Origin of the sequence: Jejuia pallidilutea, from assembly GCF_002973595.1 — a bacterium.
Lineage (GTDB): Bacteria > Bacteroidota > Bacteroidia > Flavobacteriales > Flavobacteriaceae > Jejuia > Jejuia pallidilutea.
Window position 1 is genome coordinate 343,316 of record NZ_PVEO01000002.1, and the last position, 15,335, is coordinate 358,650.

18 protein-coding genes are annotated in these 15,335 nt (G+C 33.1%); 2 read left to right on the forward strand and 16 right to left on the reverse strand.

The genetic code is table 11. The features are described 5' to 3' along the window. Nucleotides 1-68: 68 nt before the first annotated feature. The 4 genes from CLV33_RS05035 to CLV33_RS05050 form a co-directional block, all read right to left on the reverse strand. On the reverse strand, nucleotides 69-1,835 hold the full coding sequence (locus CLV33_RS05035; RefSeq protein WP_105472972.1) for a sodium:solute symporter family protein: 1,767 nt from the start codon (nucleotides 1,833-1,835) through the stop codon (nucleotides 69-71). 24 nt (nucleotides 1,836-1,859) lie between these two features. Further along, nucleotides 1,860-2,120 carry a DUF4212 domain-containing protein gene (locus CLV33_RS05040; protein WP_105472973.1) on the reverse strand — a complete coding sequence of 87 codons (261 nt, stop codon included), beginning with the start codon at nucleotides 2,118-2,120 and terminating at the stop codon, nucleotides 1,860-1,862. Nucleotides 2,121-2,134: 14 nt separating this feature from the next. After that, nucleotides 2,135-3,379 carry a hypothetical protein gene (locus tag CLV33_RS05045; protein WP_105472974.1) on the reverse strand — a complete coding sequence of 415 codons (1,245 nt, stop codon included), beginning with the start codon at nucleotides 3,377-3,379 and terminating at the stop codon, nucleotides 2,135-2,137. 110 nt (nucleotides 3,380-3,489) lie between these two features. Further along, complete coding sequence (locus CLV33_RS05050; protein WP_105472975.1) at nucleotides 3,490-3,909, reverse strand: transposase-like zinc-binding domain-containing protein; 420 nt, start codon at nucleotides 3,907-3,909, stop codon at nucleotides 3,490-3,492. Between the two features lie 243 nt (nucleotides 3,910-4,152). Between CLV33_RS05050 and CLV33_RS05055 the strand changes: the two genes are divergently transcribed. Both CLV33_RS05055 and CLV33_RS05060 read left to right on the forward strand, forming a co-directional pair. Next, on the forward strand, nucleotides 4,153-4,983 hold the full coding sequence (locus CLV33_RS05055; RefSeq protein ID WP_105472976.1) for a universal stress protein: 831 nt from the start codon (nucleotides 4,153-4,155) through the stop codon (nucleotides 4,981-4,983). 10 nt (nucleotides 4,984-4,993) lie between these two features. Further along, the gene (locus tag CLV33_RS05060) at nucleotides 4,994-5,737 is read left to right on the forward strand and encodes a VIT1/CCC1 transporter family protein (RefSeq protein WP_105472977.1); all 744 of its coding nucleotides are present in this window, start codon (nucleotides 4,994-4,996) and stop codon (nucleotides 5,735-5,737) included. On the opposite strand, the gene CLV33_RS05065 is transcribed toward CLV33_RS05060, so the two are convergent. The 12 genes from CLV33_RS05065 to CLV33_RS05120 form a co-directional block, all read right to left on the reverse strand. After that, complete coding sequence (locus tag CLV33_RS05065; protein ID WP_105472978.1) at nucleotides 5,734-6,396, reverse strand: hypothetical protein; 663 nt, start codon at nucleotides 6,394-6,396, stop codon at nucleotides 5,734-5,736. The two genes, CLV33_RS05060 and CLV33_RS05065, sit on opposite strands and share 4 nt — an antisense overlap. After that, nucleotides 6,393-7,061, reverse strand: a complete 669-nt coding sequence (locus tag CLV33_RS05070; RefSeq protein ID WP_105472979.1) for a hypothetical protein — start codon at nucleotides 7,059-7,061, stop codon at nucleotides 6,393-6,395. Before CLV33_RS05070 ends, CLV33_RS05065 begins: the two co-directional genes overlap by 4 nt. Nucleotides 7,062-7,079: 18 nt before the next feature. Then, a complete protein-coding gene (locus CLV33_RS05075) occupies nucleotides 7,080-7,520 on the reverse strand; it encodes a hypothetical protein (protein WP_042241070.1) in 441 nt (146 codons plus the stop codon). Nucleotides 7,521-7,604: 84 nt separating this feature from the next. Next, on the reverse strand, nucleotides 7,605-8,051 hold the full coding sequence (locus tag CLV33_RS05080; RefSeq protein WP_042241067.1) for an Hsp20/alpha crystallin family protein: 447 nt from the start codon (nucleotides 8,049-8,051) through the stop codon (nucleotides 7,605-7,607). Nucleotides 8,052-8,162: 111 nt separating this feature from the next. Continuing rightward, complete coding sequence (locus CLV33_RS05085; protein ID WP_042241064.1) at nucleotides 8,163-8,576, reverse strand: hypothetical protein; 414 nt, start codon at nucleotides 8,574-8,576, stop codon at nucleotides 8,163-8,165. Between the two features lie 16 nt (nucleotides 8,577-8,592). Next, nucleotides 8,593-9,966 (reverse strand): MBL fold metallo-hydrolase RNA specificity domain-containing protein, encoded by a 1,374-nt coding sequence (locus tag CLV33_RS05090; protein WP_042241062.1) that lies wholly within the window; start codon nucleotides 9,964-9,966, stop codon nucleotides 8,593-8,595. Nucleotides 9,967-9,976: 10 nt separating this feature from the next. Then, nucleotides 9,977-10,819 carry an ATP cone domain-containing protein gene (locus CLV33_RS05095; RefSeq protein WP_105472980.1) on the reverse strand — a complete coding sequence of 281 codons (843 nt, stop codon included), beginning with the start codon at nucleotides 10,817-10,819 and terminating at the stop codon, nucleotides 9,977-9,979. 17 nt (nucleotides 10,820-10,836) lie between these two features. Then, the gene (locus CLV33_RS05100; RefSeq protein ID WP_045371320.1) at nucleotides 10,837-11,691 is read right to left on the reverse strand and encodes a universal stress protein; all 855 of its coding nucleotides are present in this window, start codon (nucleotides 11,689-11,691) and stop codon (nucleotides 10,837-10,839) included. Between the two features lie 56 nt (nucleotides 11,692-11,747). Further along, on the reverse strand, nucleotides 11,748-12,587 hold the full coding sequence (locus CLV33_RS05105) for a universal stress protein (RefSeq protein ID WP_105472981.1): 840 nt from the start codon (nucleotides 12,585-12,587) through the stop codon (nucleotides 11,748-11,750). Between the two features lie 4 nt (nucleotides 12,588-12,591). After that, nucleotides 12,592-13,437: a universal stress protein gene (locus CLV33_RS05110; RefSeq protein ID WP_045371323.1), complete on the reverse strand. Its 846-nt coding sequence runs from the start codon at nucleotides 13,435-13,437 to the stop codon at nucleotides 12,592-12,594. A 16-nt stretch (nucleotides 13,438-13,453) separates the two neighbouring features. Continuing rightward, nucleotides 13,454-14,308: a universal stress protein gene (locus CLV33_RS05115; protein ID WP_105472982.1), complete on the reverse strand. Its 855-nt coding sequence runs from the start codon at nucleotides 14,306-14,308 to the stop codon at nucleotides 13,454-13,456. Nucleotides 14,309-14,939: 631 nt separating this feature from the next. Next, nucleotides 14,940-15,329, reverse strand: a complete 390-nt coding sequence (locus tag CLV33_RS05120; RefSeq protein WP_042241052.1) for a hypothetical protein — start codon at nucleotides 15,327-15,329, stop codon at nucleotides 14,940-14,942. Nucleotides 15,330-15,335 lie beyond the last annotated feature (6 nt).

Genomic DNA, 15,335 nt, shown 5'->3' on the forward strand with positions numbered 1-15,335 from the left:
ACAGTTTAGCAATGCTGATTTACGGGTTTTAAAACCATATGTTTTAATTACTTAAATAAAATAAACATTTAGTGGCTTGAAGCTTCTCCTGCCCCGGAAGGTATTCTAATACTTTCTACCATATCTTGTACGTCTTGAGGTGGCGCTGCAGTTAATCTAGAAACTACAACTGAAATAACAATATTTACACACATTGCTATAGTGCCAAAGCCCTCTGGAGAGGTTCCAAACCACCATTCGCTACTTGTACCGCCACCAAACATGTTAAGTTTAAACTTCATCATGTAAAACAACATTAGTACAATACCTACAACCATTCCAGAAATAGCCCCTTGACTGTTCATACGCTTATCGAAAATGCCTAAGATAATAGCTGGAAAAAATGATGCTGCCGCCAAACCAAATGCCAATGCGACGACTGCCGCTACAAAACCTGGTGGATTAATACCAAAATAACCTGCAATTAAAATGGCTACAAAAATTGAAATTCTTGCCGCGGTTAATTCACCTTTATCAGAAATATCTGGTTTTAATTGTTTTTTTATCAAGTCGTGAGAGATAGATGTAGAAATTACAAGTAATAAACCTGCAGCGGTTGATAATGCAGCTGCAAGTCCACCAGCTGCTACCAAAGCAATTACCCAATTAGGAAGGTTGGCTATTTCTGGATTTGCAAGCACCATAATATCTCTATCTACATACAATTCATTTTCCGCACTATTTGCGTTAGATATCATACGTTCTCCATATGCGCCACGGGCATCGGTATATATAGGTTTTTTACCCTCTAAAGCGCTCCCTGAAACGTATTGTATTTTTCCATCCCCATTTTTATCGGCCCAAGCAATTAAACCTGTGTTTTCCCAATTTTTAAACCATTCTGGTATTTCAGCATAAGGTTTGTTACTTACGGTTTCAATTAAGTTAGTTCTAGAAAACACAGCAATTGCCGGTGCCGTTGTATACAAAATAGCAATAAATAACAGTGCTAAACCTGCCGATTTACGCGCGTCTTTTACCTTAGGTACGGTAAAAAAACGTACAATTACATGTGGCAATCCTGCTGTTCCTGTCATTAACGCTAAAGTAATGGCGAATACGTCCCAAGTAGATTTTGTACCGCTTGTATATTCGTTAAATCCTAATTCTGTGTGAAGCTTGTCTAGTTTATCTAATAAAAATTCGCCTCCCTCAAGAGTTCCTCCCATGCCTATTTGCGGAATAATATTTCCCGTCATCTGCATGGAAATGAAAAAAGCAGGTACCATAAATGCAAATATTAGCACACAATATTGTGCAACTTGGGTATATGTAATGCCTTTCATACCTCCTAATAATGCGAAAGTTAACACCACTGCCATTCCTATAATTACACCTAAATTAATATCTACTTGCAAGAATTGAGAAAACACAATACCAACACCACGCATTTGGCCAGCAACATAGGTAAATGACACAATTAATGCGCAAATTACGGCTACTGTTCTGGCAGTGTTAGAGTAATATCTGTCTCCTATAAAATCTGGAACCGTAAACTTTCCAAATTTACGTAGGTAAGGCGCTAAGAGCAATGCTAAAAGCACGTAACCACCAGTCCAACCCATTAAATAAACCGAGCCATCGTAACCTGCGAAGGAAATAATACCTGCCATACTAATAAAAGATGCAGCACTCATCCAATCTGCTGCTGTAGCCATACCGTTGGCCAATGGAGAAACACCGCCACCAGCTACGTAAAATTCTTTTGTTGAGCCAGCTCTAGCCCAAATTGCTATTCCAAAATATAGAGCGAAAGTAAGCCCTACTAGTATCCATGTCCAAGTTTGTACACTCATATCTATTGTTTTTTTAAGTTAGGGTTACTCGTCGAAACCGTATTTTTTATCTAATTTGTTCATTAATCTTACGTAGACGAAAATTAAAATGACGAATACATAAATTGAACCCTGTTGTGCGAACCAGAAACCTAATTTAAATCCGCCAAGTCTAAATTGATTTAGTTCTTCCCTGAACAGAATACCGCAGCAATAAGACACGATAAACCAAATAGAAAGCAATATTGCTAAATATTTGATATTTTCTTTCCAATACGCCGTTGCGTGTTTTTGTTTTTCACTCATAATTGTTGGTTTTTTTAGATGTAAATCATGGCTTGTAAGGTTAGTGTACCTACAGCATCTGTATTAGCGTATTTTGTACTAAAATATTCTAATGTTAGTTTAGAGTTATGTCCACTAAAATAAACGTTTGCGCCTATCCCAAAAGATGATGCAGCATCGTTTAAAGCATCTATTTGCCTATTGTCGAATTGAAAATAAGGCTGAAATTTTGTTTTACTTTCTGAAGGAATTACGTACCCTAAATGCCCGTGAATTAAAGATCCTGTTTCATAAGTCCTTCCTAAGGTATAATTTTTTCCGTAATCGTTAAACTGGGCTAAAGCATAGGCGGTAATAGCCGCCCCATTGTCGCCCACGGGAGCGTCGTAGAATGCATCTATACCAAATATGGACACATCTTCTCCTGTTAATGCGCCAGAACCGTCTGCCGATACTGCCCCATTAGCGTGCAAAAAGAAACCAGCACCAACGTTAAATACCTTTTTTCCGCCCAAATAAGTACCTACTTTATAGGGTAAAAAATTAGACTCTTGGTCCAAGAAATTATAATCAAAATAACCTGCGTAGGTTCGACCTGCATCTTTAGAACCTAGCAAACGACGTCCGGAATACACAGCTGCTCCATTTGGTGTTGGTGTGGTATTAGCTTGTAAATTGTTTGTAATTGCATCGTTAATAGAAATACGATACTGTAATTTGTTGAAATTTCCCTTTAGGTACACCCCAATGTGGCGAACGAATTGATCTGATAGCCCTAAAGTAGCCCATGCCTGACGCTGATTATCTAGCGTTAGCATGTTTAAAGTACTCTGATTATTTAATCTTGAAATACCATTCCAATAATGTAAACCGCCACCAATAGCATGGTTATCGGTTAACCTATATTGCCCCCAAACACCATGAAAAAATAATTGGGAACGCTCTCCTGTACCAATAGCAGACATATTATCTGCATTCAAACTATTGAGACCAAAATGGGTTAGAATTAAAAAGTCCTTACTTATTTGCGCATACATGAGCATGCGCGCACGACGTAAACTAAAGTTTAATTCGCTTTGCTCATTTCCATTGGCATCTAGTGGTCTGTCAGGATTATGTTGTGCCCAGATTTGAGCCCACGAGATAATTCTAAAATATTTAGAGCCATCTTCGTTTAGGTTTACTTTTAGTCCTCCGGAATAATCAGGAGAGCCTTGGGAATACATGTTTTGCAGACCAAATAAAGCCAAACAAAACAGTAACGCATACAGTTTTTTCATAAATTATTTAGTGGTTTAGTTAGTAATTAATTGGTTTTGTGTGCTCTACTAAACTCTAAAAAACAATTCGTTAACAGAAAAACAATATATTTATTCGTTAAATTAGTATACTAATCTTTAAAACGCTCCCATTTTATAAGCATAAATTTGTCTCCAAGTTCTGTAACAATAACGCCAGCTCCTTTAATATTTTCAACATTATTAAAGTAATTTGCCAGCTCTGGGGCGTTTAGTATTTTGTATGTTGGATGATAATCAGAATTATAAGGACGTTTAATATTGTATTTCTTAACCCAATTCATGATACTAACATGCGAAATTCCCAAGATACGCTCTATTTCCCGGTAGGTTAATCCTTCTAAATACAGCTGCAAAGACTTGTTTACATAGTAATCGTCAATCTTCTTTCCTATTTTGTTTACAGAAAAAAAATAGCCACACGATTTACACTTGTAACGTTGCCTATTATTTACTATGCCACTCTTTATATAAGTATCAGAGCCACAATTTGGACATGAATTTAAAGCCATATATATTAATTTAGCATAAATATACTAATTTAGCAATATATTCAGTGTTTTATGAAGATTTTTATTCTGTAGTATCGCCTTTTAAACTGTTTTAACATCAACTCCACACTTGGAATTAATACACTGTTACAAGTGCTATAAACTCAGAATACATCAACTTAGCTCCTATTTTGAAAATGACCAATATCATTATTAGTTTGGTGCTATTTGCTTAATTTTAGAAGTATCCCAAAACAATGTATTATGAAACATATACTGTTGCTCACCGATTATTCTAAAAACTCTATTAATGCAATGCGTTATGCCTTGCAATTATTTGAACATCACATTTGTAAGTTTTACCTACTCCATGTTCAGAGTTCTTCAACATATACTACAGATGATTTAATACTTGCTGGAAATGCAAGCGTTTACAGTGCTATTGTAAAAAAAGCTAAACATAAGCTATCTAAACTTGTGACTAGCTTAGAAAAAGAGGTTAAACATGGAAATTTTAGTTTTGAAACCTTAATAGATTATGACGCATTAACTGATGCCATAACACAGGTTGTTGTATCTAAAAACATTAACTTAATAGTTATGGGGTCTAATGGTGTTACTGGTGCTAAAGAAGTTATTTTTGGGAGTAATACCATTAATGTTATACGAAAAGTTGATTGCCCTACTTTAGTGATTCCTGAAAAGTATGAATACAAAAAACCTAATGATGTTTTGTTGCCTTTAGATGTTCCTGATTCAACAAGCGGTATGGCATTTACTGCCATAGTTGAGTTTACAGAAAAATTCTGCAAAACTTTACATATTTTAAGAATACAACCCGATGCTAAGAATTCTAAAGAAGAAAAAAGAGATAGAGCACATTTGGATACTTTAAAACAAACCAATTACGTATACCATAAAATTAACAATGTGCCCATACCCTATGTAGTAGCTTGCTATTCGCAAACCCATAACATAGACTTGATTGCCTTAATTGCCAAAAGAGAATCGCTTTTTGATAGGTTTTTTTCGGGTTCGCCAACAACCCAGATAACCCATAAAATAAAAGTTCCTTTACTAGTTTCCCATTCTTAACAAAGATTACATGAGCATTTTTACTACCCCTAATGCATTTGCGACCAAGCATAGCCATAATTGGCTAACCAAATACCAAGACTACTTGGGCGAGTTTGTTTATGGTGGTATAGATGGTACCGTAACCACATTTGCCGTGGTTTCTGGTGCTTTTGGAGCTGGCTTAGATAATAAAGTTATAATTATTTTAGGATTTGCCAATTTACTGGCAGATGGTTTCGCCATGTCTGTTGGTGCTTATCTTTCAACAAAATCCGTTAAAGAAAATTATAAAAAGCACAAACTAAGGGAGTACTGGGAAGTAAATAATAGTCCTAAAAAAGAACGTAAAGAAGTTGAAATTATTTATCGCAACAAGGGGTTTAAAGGCGAATTATTGCAACAGGTTGTTGATACTATAACCAGCGATAAAGACCGTTGGGTAAATGTTATGATGAAAGATGAATTAAAAATGCATGAAGACACCAAATCGCCCGTAATGATAGGGCTTGTAACCTATTTATCTTTTGTTTCAATAGGTTTAATTCCACTAATAATATACGTTTGGGATTACTTAAGCAGTTTTTCAGGAAATCTATTTGTTTGGACAAGTATACTTACATCTACGGCATTTGTGTTTATAGGCTTTTTAAAAACTTATGTTACACAAACCAGCAAACTAAAAGGGATACTTGAAACGCTTATTTTGGGTATTATTGCTGCTACAGTTTCGTATGTTGTTGGAGATTTACTTGAAGGTATTATTACCAGTTAATTTAAATAATTTTGCTTTTTAGGAATAATTTTTTCTTTCTCTAGAGATTTTATAACAACTTCTACGTACTTGTCTATAGTTTTTGTAACGTCTTTAGGGTCTACAATATCATAGCTACCAGACCATACTAAAGATTTCACTGAGTTACTTTTTAAACTGTACAGCGATGTTTCTATGTGAAAAACATTATAGCTACTGTAATAATTTTGATTGTAATATGCCTCCTGATACAACAAATAATAGGGCGAAAAACGGCGTAAATGATAATCGGTTTTTGAAGATTCGCTAGCGTAAGACTGTTTGTTTTCCACACCTTTAACTACCGATACCAAAATAGCATCAAGCCCTTTAGAGCGTAATACATCTAACTGTTTTTCAATATCTGCTTCGGTTTGTTTAGAATCTTTAAACGAAGCCTCAAAAACCACTGCACTTTGCAACGCAATAATTTCTCGTGCATTTAACTCGCTTTTTAATTTAAATTCAAAAGCAGAACGTGCTTCTAAATTTGGGGTAACACCTATTACCAATACTTTTTTAGGTGTGTACGTACTGTAATTTGGGTTTTTCCAACTTTCAGTTAATCGTGTTGATGCACAGTTGCAAAGTATTAAAACTACTAATAAATATATTAATTTATATGTTCGTTCTATTTTCATTGAATAGCATCTTCAGTAATTTTCTCATTATAGCTTTTGGGAGCCATTAGGTTTTGTTCTTCTAAAACTATGGTAACCAATTTTACATAATCGTTTACGGTTTCTGCAACAGAATATGGATCTGTTATATCTATATAACCTTTCCAAATTAACTCCCTATCTTTTGTTGGGCACAGGCAATATAAGGAAGTTTCAGAATGGTAAATACTATATTCATCATAATAATCTGGATTATAATAAACATCTTGATATTTTAGATAATCGTCTTTAAAACTTATATGGGTTTCATTATAGCTATCGTAATTATTTCTATATGCAATTTTATCTTCTACACCAATTACTTTTGTAAACAGTACCGCATCAAAATTATTTGCTAGTAAAATAGCCTCAATTCTATTTATTGCTTCTTTTGATTGTTTTTCCAAAGTAAAATCTGGCTCAAAAACATCTAAGCTCATAACCCCTTCTATCCCTCGTAATTCATATGCTTGTTTAAGTTGTTGCTCAAATTGGCGTCTTGCCTCTGTATTAGCAGTCATACCTATAATTAAAACTTTGCTAGACTTAAAAACAGCAATATCTGGGTTTTTCCAGTTGTCTACAATCTCTACGGAAGAGCAGCCTAAAACTATAAGGGATAGCACTAATGGGATGATGCGTTTCATGGTGTTAGAATTTACGAGTTATTGTAGCAGTCGTTTTTGCTTTTCGTGTTTCATAATATCCTCAATGGTTTGAAACAATTGTTTTTTGAGCGCTCGGTATCTTTTAAAATACGCATTTATATCTATTATAAGTACTCTATGGGCCTCTTTATAGGCTTGTTCTTCTTTTATTTGGTCTACACCATCTACCATTATTAAGAGTTGGTTTTCGTGGGTTTTAACCGTTTCTATAAATGTTTTGTTTTGCTTTTGCATGTCGCTTAAAGCCTCAACTATTTTTTGACTTTCAGAAAAATGTGTTTCGTCTATTAATTGTAAGGTATACGATTTAATGAGGTTGGTAAGAAATTGTTGCTCGTCTTTTATAAAACGTAATTCTGACAACCAATTACGAGATGCTTCGTGCATAACATCTGCATTTAACCAAACTTTGTATTTGGGTGAATTTTGTGCTTCCATGATAATTATAAATTTTATTTTCTAGTACTTATGCGTGAAAGCAGAAAGTAAACTTTAAAAGTCTTGCTTTCTGCCTTTACAACATCATGCTATTTCAATTACTTTTTTTGGTAATTGTTTAGCCTCTTCCTTTTTCAATAATTTCAACTTTAAAATGCCATTTTTATAAACGGCTTTAACATCTTCGTTTGGATTTACTGAAGTTGGTAATTTTAAGGAGCGTTTAAAAGAATTATAGCTAAACTCCTTACGGGTAAACGCTTCTTCTTTTTCCTCCATTTCTTCACTTTTTTCTGCACAAACATTTAACATGTCGTCTTCAATAGTAACCTCAAAGTCTTTTTTGTTAAATCCAGGTGCTGCGAACTCAATTTCAAAATCGTCTTCATGCTCTTTTACATTCATAGCAGGCATTAAGCTGTCTTCATCAAGAAAGTCGTCGTTAAAAAATTCGTCACTGCTTAAAAAATTCTTTAAGCCATTATTCCAAGGGAACAATCTGTTTCTGTTGTTAAATCTAATAAGTGTCATGGTTGTAATATTTAAAGATTAAACTATTATTAACAACACTAACTTAATGATAAAGAATATTTTACGAAATGATATCGATCAGTTTAGATTATTTTTGAGTATTAAAAAATGTTAAATTAAAGTACCTTCTATAAATTCAAATAATCGCTGTTTTATCATGTTAGATTCTTCAAAAAGCACCAAAACATCGTAATCTAATTTTTTATGAATTTCAACGTAAAACTGGTTACAATTTGGTTTATTGTAGTGTTTCTTTCTTTCTAAATGTTCTATATGAAAGCTAACACAATCTAATAAGTTTACCCTATTATCATTTAATTCCACCAGTTCTTTTTTAAATAATTCTAAGATTTCGGATAAATTAGAAATACTATCGTTAAAAATATTTGCATCTAATACTATTTTTAAAAACGTTAATTCTTTTTCCAGAAAAGCAAGGTTAGATTTCCAATGGTTAGATTCACACTGAAGCTCTTCTATACCTTTTTCGCGATAGAAATTTTTAAATTCACTTACACTATCCATTTTATAAATATTTTAGTTAAATAATTAGTTGCACTTCATCATTTAATTTTGGACAGCAAACTTGCCAACCAAAGGTGTCCTGTATTTTAATTCTAAACGTATTTATAGCTGAAGGTTCCCCATGAATTAAAAACACCTTTTCTGGCCTGTTTTTAATGCTGCCCAACCACTGTAACAAACCATTTTGGTCGGCATGCGCCGATAAACTTTCTATACTTTTAATACGGGCTTTAACGGGGTAATATTTGCCAAAAAACTTAATTTCATGAGCGCCGTCCAATAATTGTCGCCCTCTGGTACCTTCTGCTTGATAACCTACCAAAAGCACTGTTGTAGTAGGCTCATCTATAAGTTGTTGTAAGTAGGTTAACACACGACCCCCTGTAACCATACCGCTTCCGGCTATTACTATTTTAGACCTAGTATCGTCTATAGTTTTCCATGTTTCTTTATAAGACTGAATAATGTTAATATGGTTGCACATGGCATTATACTCTGATTGTGATAGTTTATGCCACTCTGGAAACTGCTTAAACACTTCTAACACATTATTACCCATAGGGCTATCTACAAAAATTGGGATATTTGGAATACTATTTTTTTTATATAATTTCCATAAAATATACATGAGTGATTGAAGACGCTCTACTGCAAAACTTGGTATTATTAAGTTTCCGCGGGTTTGAATAACCTCTTTAATTAATGTAGCCAATGTAGTTTCTACATCTTCTTTTGGGTGTAATTTATTACCGTAAGTACTTTCAATAAACAGGTAATCTGCCCACTCGGGTTTTTTGGGGTTTTGTAGCAAATAATCGTCGTTTCTACCAATATCGCCTGAAAACACAAACCGCTTGTTATTAATATCTAACTCTATAAAAGTTGCACCAATAATATGTCCGTTTTGTTTAAAACGATAAGATATCCCTCCTGAAAGCACTTTCCAATTTCCTTCCCTTTCTACCTCAAAAAGCCTAATGGTTTTTTCTGCATCTGTTACGGTGTAAAAAGGCAATGCGGGGTTATGCTTCGTGTAGTTTTCCTTATTGGCTTTTTTGGCTTCCTCTTCGTGTATTTTGGCACTATCTTTAAGTATAATTTCTGCAATGGCTAGCGTTGGCGCCGTACCAATAATTTTTCCTTTAAATCCTTGTTTTACTAATCTTGGTAAATACCCTACATGGTCTAAATGGCCATGTGTAAGCAATACCAAATCTATTGCTGCTACATTTACAGGCAGATCGTTCCAATTTAGTTCGCGCAGTTCTTTAAGTCCCTGAAACATACCACAATCTATAAGTATGTGTTGCCCCAAGGCTTCAATAAGAAATTTTGAACCCGTTACCGTGCCTGCACCTCCTAAAAAGTGTACTTTAGCATAATCTGCCATCTTATAAAGTTTAATAATTACAAAGCTGTGTTATCTCTTTAAGTATTCTTTGTTTCCTAACATCTGAAACACCCAAGTGGTCTAGATAAAAGTCGTCACCAATTAACTCTCTACAAAGCACAATATCCCTACTTAATAAAAACTGTTTTTCTCTATTGTTTAGTAATGTAGATACTGTAATTGGATACAAACCCAACCTATCTATTCTGTCTTTTAAACCGTTGTTTTTAGGATAATCCCAACTTAACAAATACAAGCCAACACAATTGCCATAAATTAAGGCGTCTTCGGTAAAACGCGTATTTGTAACCACCCAACCCTGGGTGAGTTTATTACTGTTTTTGGAATTTCCATTCCATTTTTCCTTAACATCTAGATATCTGGAGTTTATATACAGCGGTACTTTTACATTACAATTTAATCCCTGCTCCCCATGAAACTTACACTCTACAATGGTTGTGTCGCTATTTTTAGTTGCTATAACATCTATTTCGTGTTTTACGCATTTTCCAAGTACTATTTGGTTAACTTGAATGTTATAGCCAGAATATTTTAAAATAGCCCCAACAAAACGTTCAAACGGAAAACCCGTAGGCCCTAATTCGTAAATAGCTTTTTTAAGTTTATATTTTGATGCTAAATACCGTTCTTTCTTTTTAAGCAAAGCAAAAGCCCTATTGTAGATTTCCTTAGTTGTAATGCCTGGGTATAGCTCTTCTACTACCGTTGTTATTATAGTATCTACAATTGCTTTTTCTGCGCCTGTACGCTTAAGGGAATTTTGTAATTTTTCTAATGAAAACTTAACAGTTTCTCCAGACGATTTAATAATATTTATTGATTTATTATCCATAAGGAAAACACTATAATTTAGTTTCTTAAATCGTGCATTACCAATATAGGTACTGTAGAACGGTAAGCTATATCTTTTACCAATGGTTGCGTTAACATGCTTCTAAAAAAAGTATGCTTTCTATTAATAAACGCCACCATATCACTATCCCTACTTTCTACAAAACAATTAATGGCTACAGGTATTTCTATATGACTTAATCTATGAAACGAATAAGTAAGGTCCTGTAAAATAGCTTCCAGAAGCTTTTTGTTTTCTAGTTGTTTATTATTCAGTTCATCTGCTTTTGAAACGTATAAAATGCGAACTGGCGCATTGCATGTTTTAGAAATTTCTACTAAATAATTTAATTCGCGTCTTTTAAACGGTGTTTTATAACCTGTAGGAAAAACAATTTCTTTGGGCAAGTTATGTTTTGCTTTGGCAGGTACAACAATTACTGGGCAATTTCTTACTTTTTCCATAACATTTAAGGCTGTACTGCCATAAGCTACATTTCTAGCATTGGTTACGCCCCTAGTGCCCATTACTATTATTTCTATATCCTTTTCTTCAACTATGTTTTTAATAGCCTCTAACGGATGATTAAATGTTGTAATAGGAATAAAATTATGCTTAGGGTTTTTATGCTCCCTAAAAGCAATCATATCTAACACTTTAGCCAACCCTGTTTCAGCATCGGCTTTTGCCGTTTCGTAAAGTTCACTTCCTGGATCCATGTTTATAAGACTATCCACAATATTGGAAGTTCCAGAAAATACGTTTAGCAAATAAAAATTACAAGCATCAGTTTTATACAATTCTAGTGCATAAAGAATGGCGTACCATGCATTTTTAGAAAAATCTGTAGGCAATAATATATTTCGTTTCATGGTTGTATGTTTAAGAGTTAACTGTTTACCAACTTACCTTACCATTTGTAATAAAATTAACCGGGTATAACTAAAAATGGTATGGTAGGATTAAATCCTATTTTTTTAATAACAGGTTCGTTAAAAATCTGTTCAATAACACTATGTTCATAGTTTACCATTACAAGTATATCTATATCGAGCTCTTCAATAAATTTTTTAATTTCCGTAGCTTTATTAGAATAATGCGATACTAAGTGAAGGCTATGCTTAAAAGTATCTAAATGGCTTTTTAACAATGATAGGTTACGCTTTTGCACACTATCTAATTCATCTTCTTTATTAATGTGCACTATTTGTATTTTAGAATTGAAAAGCGATGCTAAATATTTTAAAGGTTTTAATTCTTCGGCTCCATAAAGGCGATTAAAATCGGTTGGAAAAGCTATTTGTTTTGGTGTAACAAAATCATAATCCTCAGGGATTATTAAAACTGGGCAACTTCTTATTTTTTTTATAATTCTTACCGTATTGCTTCCAAAGAAAAACTCTTTTGCACCAGTTGCGCCTTTTGTTCCCAAGGCCACAAGATCTATTTTATGTTTATCTATAGCTTTTTCTATAGCCCAGTTTAAGTTTTCTAAACTTAATATTACTTGAAATTCATGATTTGCATTTGCATCTGTAGCTTCTGCTAAAGCCCTAATTTCCAACAAATCTTTCTTGGCTTTTTCCTCTGCATCCTTAAACACCTTACTGTATTTATCTGATATTGAAGACACACTAGGATATGCCGAATTTAGAATATAAAACGTACAGTTTTCGTTGGCATACAGTTTTAGTGTATATACAATAGCGCTCCATGAATTATCTGAAAAATCGGTTGGCAATAAAATATGTTTGTTGTTAGTTTTCATAATATTATTCTGTTTTTGAAGGGATTACTAAAAAGGGGGTTTTTATATGAAATCCTATATGGTGGATTAATTTTTTAAAAAATAAATTCTCAAAGAAAGAATGTTTATTATTTATCATAATCAGCATATTTATTTTGTTCTTCATTTGAAAATCTAGTATGGCTTCTTCTACATTTAAGTTGCTAACATCATGAAAAACATTAGCTACTTTAGCTAGTTTGCTTTCTAAAATATCTTTGTTTTTTTGCTGTAGTACACTCAAATCATTACCATAAGACACATGCAGTACATTAACCCTAGAGGTATGCGACTTGGCTATATCGAAAATTGGATTTAAATGGTGGCTCTTAAATTCAATTTCATAATCTGTTGGAAATAGTAATTCGTGAGGGTTTTCATATTTAAAACTGTCTGGAATTGCTAAAACAGGGCATTTTGCTTGGTTTAGCACATGTACGGTGTTAGAGCCAAAAAGCACTTCTTTAGCACCTGTTGCTCCTTTTGTGCCCATTACAATAGTATCGATTGCTTTTTCTGCTACTTGATCTTTTACTTCTGATACTAAGGAATTGAATACGGACAACGTTTTTACAGTATGATTTGGATTTTTAAATGCCTTTTGTATTCGCTCCTTAAAACTTTCAAGGTTTTTAATTGAAGTTTCCTTGGCAGAATCTACTAAACCAAATTGTGCAGGATTAACCAATACATATTCTACATGATATACTGCTGGCGTATAGGTATTAAGCAGGTAAAAGGTGCACACATCGTTTTTAAACAACTCTAGGGCGTATGTAATTGCATTCCATGAGTTTTCTGAAAAATCGGTAGGTAGAAGTATGTTTTTCATGATTGTGTTTTTTAAATTAAAAATTATCTCTCTTAATGTTTTGCAATGCCAAAAATGGGATACCAACATTTAAGCTTATCTTATCTATAGAGGATTGATATAGTATGTTTTCTAAATGAGAATGTCTTGTATTTACCATTACCAACATATCTATTTTATATTCAGCTATATAGTCGTTAATAGCTTCAGAAACATGTTTTTTGTTTACGGTGTAAAAGTGGGTATCGTTTTTACAAAGTGTTTCTTCTATAAACGCTTTATTGTCTTCTTGTCGCATTGATAGTTTATCGCTTTTAGCAACATACAGCATATCTACCCTAGCCCTAAATGGCGCTAACATTTCGCAGAGTAACTTTAACTCTCTTCTCTTATATGGGATTAAGTAATTTGTTGGAAACAGCACATGTTTTGGTTGTGTGTATTTATAGTTCCTGGGTATGGCCAGAACAGGACATTCTACATATTTTAATACTTGTAAGGTATGGCTGCCAAAGGTTAATTTTCTATTATCTGTTTTTCCTTGGGTACCCATAACTATTATATCTATATTTTCGTTGTCAACAATTTTGTCGGCCTCATCTACCAATACGTTGTTTGAGGAAATGGTACGATAGGTAAACCTTGGGTTAGGATGTTTTTCCTTTACAATTTTTAAAACATCTTCTAATTGTTTTTTAGATTTTTTACTTACAAGGTTTGTGGCTTTTTCTAGTGTTTTCCTGGTTAATAATGCTTCATTAGTATAAATATCGTCTTGGTAGGCATGCATAAAATAAAACACGCAGATTTCGTACTTAAAAAATTCTAAAGCATAGTTAATGGCGTTTAAAGCATTATCGGAAAAATCTGTTGGAACTAATACCCTTCTCATGACTGTTTTTATTTATTGCTATGTTTTAAAGTTAGCAACTACACAGAAGAGAAACAATGATATTCGTCAGATGAAAAACTGTTTTAAGATTAAGAAATACACAAAAAAAACGGTAAACCTTTTTTAGCCTACCGTTTTTCCTGAGGGTTTAATACTGTATTACTCTGTTTAAATTAAGTTTAAAAAACCTTTATCCCCAAAAATTTAAAATTCTACTAAACAAAATAACATATGTAAAAAACACTCTATAAGATTTTTGCCTTCTTACAGTGGCAAAATCTATCTTTTTTAGTTAGAAACAGGAAGCCGCAGCTTCCTGTATCCTTAAAGAGTTTAATGCTATTATTTAACCTTTATTACTATTATTATTTTATTGCTAAAAACACACTGTAATATTTAGCTAAATGGCAACGTTAAACCCTTTTCATGATTTACAAGGTCTTACGATTTGTAAATCATTGATTTTTATAACTAACCAACTTTAAAGAACGTAGAATTAATTAATGGTACTAATTTACAATAGCGCTTTTAGAAAAGTAATGACGGCCATCAGTTTTAAAAAATAAATTAACGCCTATTGAATATTGTTAAGATTAGTGATTAAAAATGGCAAAACTGATAGTTATCATTTTTAATACGTTACTAGGCCATACGCTATGTTAAGCAAAAAAACGCCCACTAAGAATAATAACATATAAATTACCTGAACAAATTTTATATTTATAAAATTTAGTAAAGCCACTGTTCGTTTAGGAAAAACAAACAACAACAGCCCCTCAAAAAGTGCCAACCAGCCAATTAATGTAATAATAAGTTTCCAGTTAGGTTCCCAAATATTATGAAACAAAATATTAAGAAGTCCTATTATTATGGCCATAAAAGCTGCAATTATTAGGAACTTTTCGTCTTTTAAATCTAAAAAAACCTGCCTGATACGCTTTGGGTTAAAACTTAATATTACAAAAAATATAATGAGATACCATCCCCAAAACTTTGCTAAAAAAATAGATGTATTTTCCATAATTTA

Bases quoted from the DNA above. Each gene is read 5' to 3' on its own strand.
- CLV33_RS05075 (WP_042241070.1), bottom strand. From the start codon at position 7,520: ATGGAAGCACAAAATTCACCCAAATACAAAGTTTGGTTAAATGCAGAT.
- CLV33_RS05060 (WP_105472977.1), top strand. From the start codon at position 4,994: ATGAGCATTTTTACTACCCCTAATGCATTTGCGACCAAGCATAGCCAT.
- CLV33_RS05085 (WP_042241064.1), bottom strand. From the start codon at position 8,576: ATGGATAGTGTAAGTGAATTTAAAAATTTCTATCGCGAAAAAGGTATA.
- CLV33_RS05035 (WP_105472972.1), bottom strand. From the start codon at position 1,835: ATGAGTGTACAAACTTGGACATGGATACTAGTAGGGCTTACTTTCGCT.
- CLV33_RS05100 (WP_045371320.1), bottom strand. From the start codon at position 11,691: ATGAAACGAAATATATTATTGCCTACAGATTTTTCTAAAAATGCATGG.
- CLV33_RS05045 (WP_105472974.1), bottom strand. From the start codon at position 3,379: ATGAAAAAACTGTATGCGTTACTGTTTTGTTTGGCTTTATTTGGTCTG.
- CLV33_RS05055 (WP_105472976.1), top strand. From the start codon at position 4,153: ATGAAACATATACTGTTGCTCACCGATTATTCTAAAAACTCTATTAAT.
- CLV33_RS05040 (WP_105472973.1), bottom strand. From the start codon at position 2,120: ATGAGTGAAAAACAAAAACACGCAACGGCGTATTGGAAAGAAAATATC.
- CLV33_RS05050 (WP_105472975.1), bottom strand. From the start codon at position 3,909: ATGGCTTTAAATTCATGTCCAAATTGTGGCTCTGATACTTATATAAAG.
- CLV33_RS05120 (WP_042241052.1), bottom strand. From the start codon at position 15,329: ATGGAAAATACATCTATTTTTTTAGCAAAGTTTTGGGGATGGTATCTC.
- CLV33_RS05110 (WP_045371323.1), bottom strand. From the start codon at position 13,437: ATGAAAAACATACTTCTACCTACCGATTTTTCAGAAAACTCATGGAAT.
- CLV33_RS05090 (WP_042241062.1), bottom strand. From the start codon at position 9,966: ATGGCAGATTATGCTAAAGTACACTTTTTAGGAGGTGCAGGCACGGTA.
- CLV33_RS05095 (WP_105472980.1), bottom strand. From the start codon at position 10,819: ATGGATAATAAATCAATAAATATTATTAAATCGTCTGGAGAAACTGTT.
- CLV33_RS05115 (WP_105472982.1), bottom strand. From the start codon at position 14,308: ATGAGAAGGGTATTAGTTCCAACAGATTTTTCCGATAATGCTTTAAAC.
- CLV33_RS05070 (WP_105472979.1), bottom strand. From the start codon at position 7,061: ATGAAACGCATCATCCCATTAGTGCTATCCCTTATAGTTTTAGGCTGC.
- CLV33_RS05105 (WP_105472981.1), bottom strand. From the start codon at position 12,587: ATGAAAACTAACAACAAACATATTTTATTGCCAACCGATTTTTCAGAT.
- CLV33_RS05080 (WP_042241067.1), bottom strand. From the start codon at position 8,051: ATGACACTTATTAGATTTAACAACAGAAACAGATTGTTCCCTTGGAAT.
- CLV33_RS05065 (WP_105472978.1), bottom strand. From the start codon at position 6,396: ATGAAAATAGAACGAACATATAAATTAATATATTTATTAGTAGTTTTA.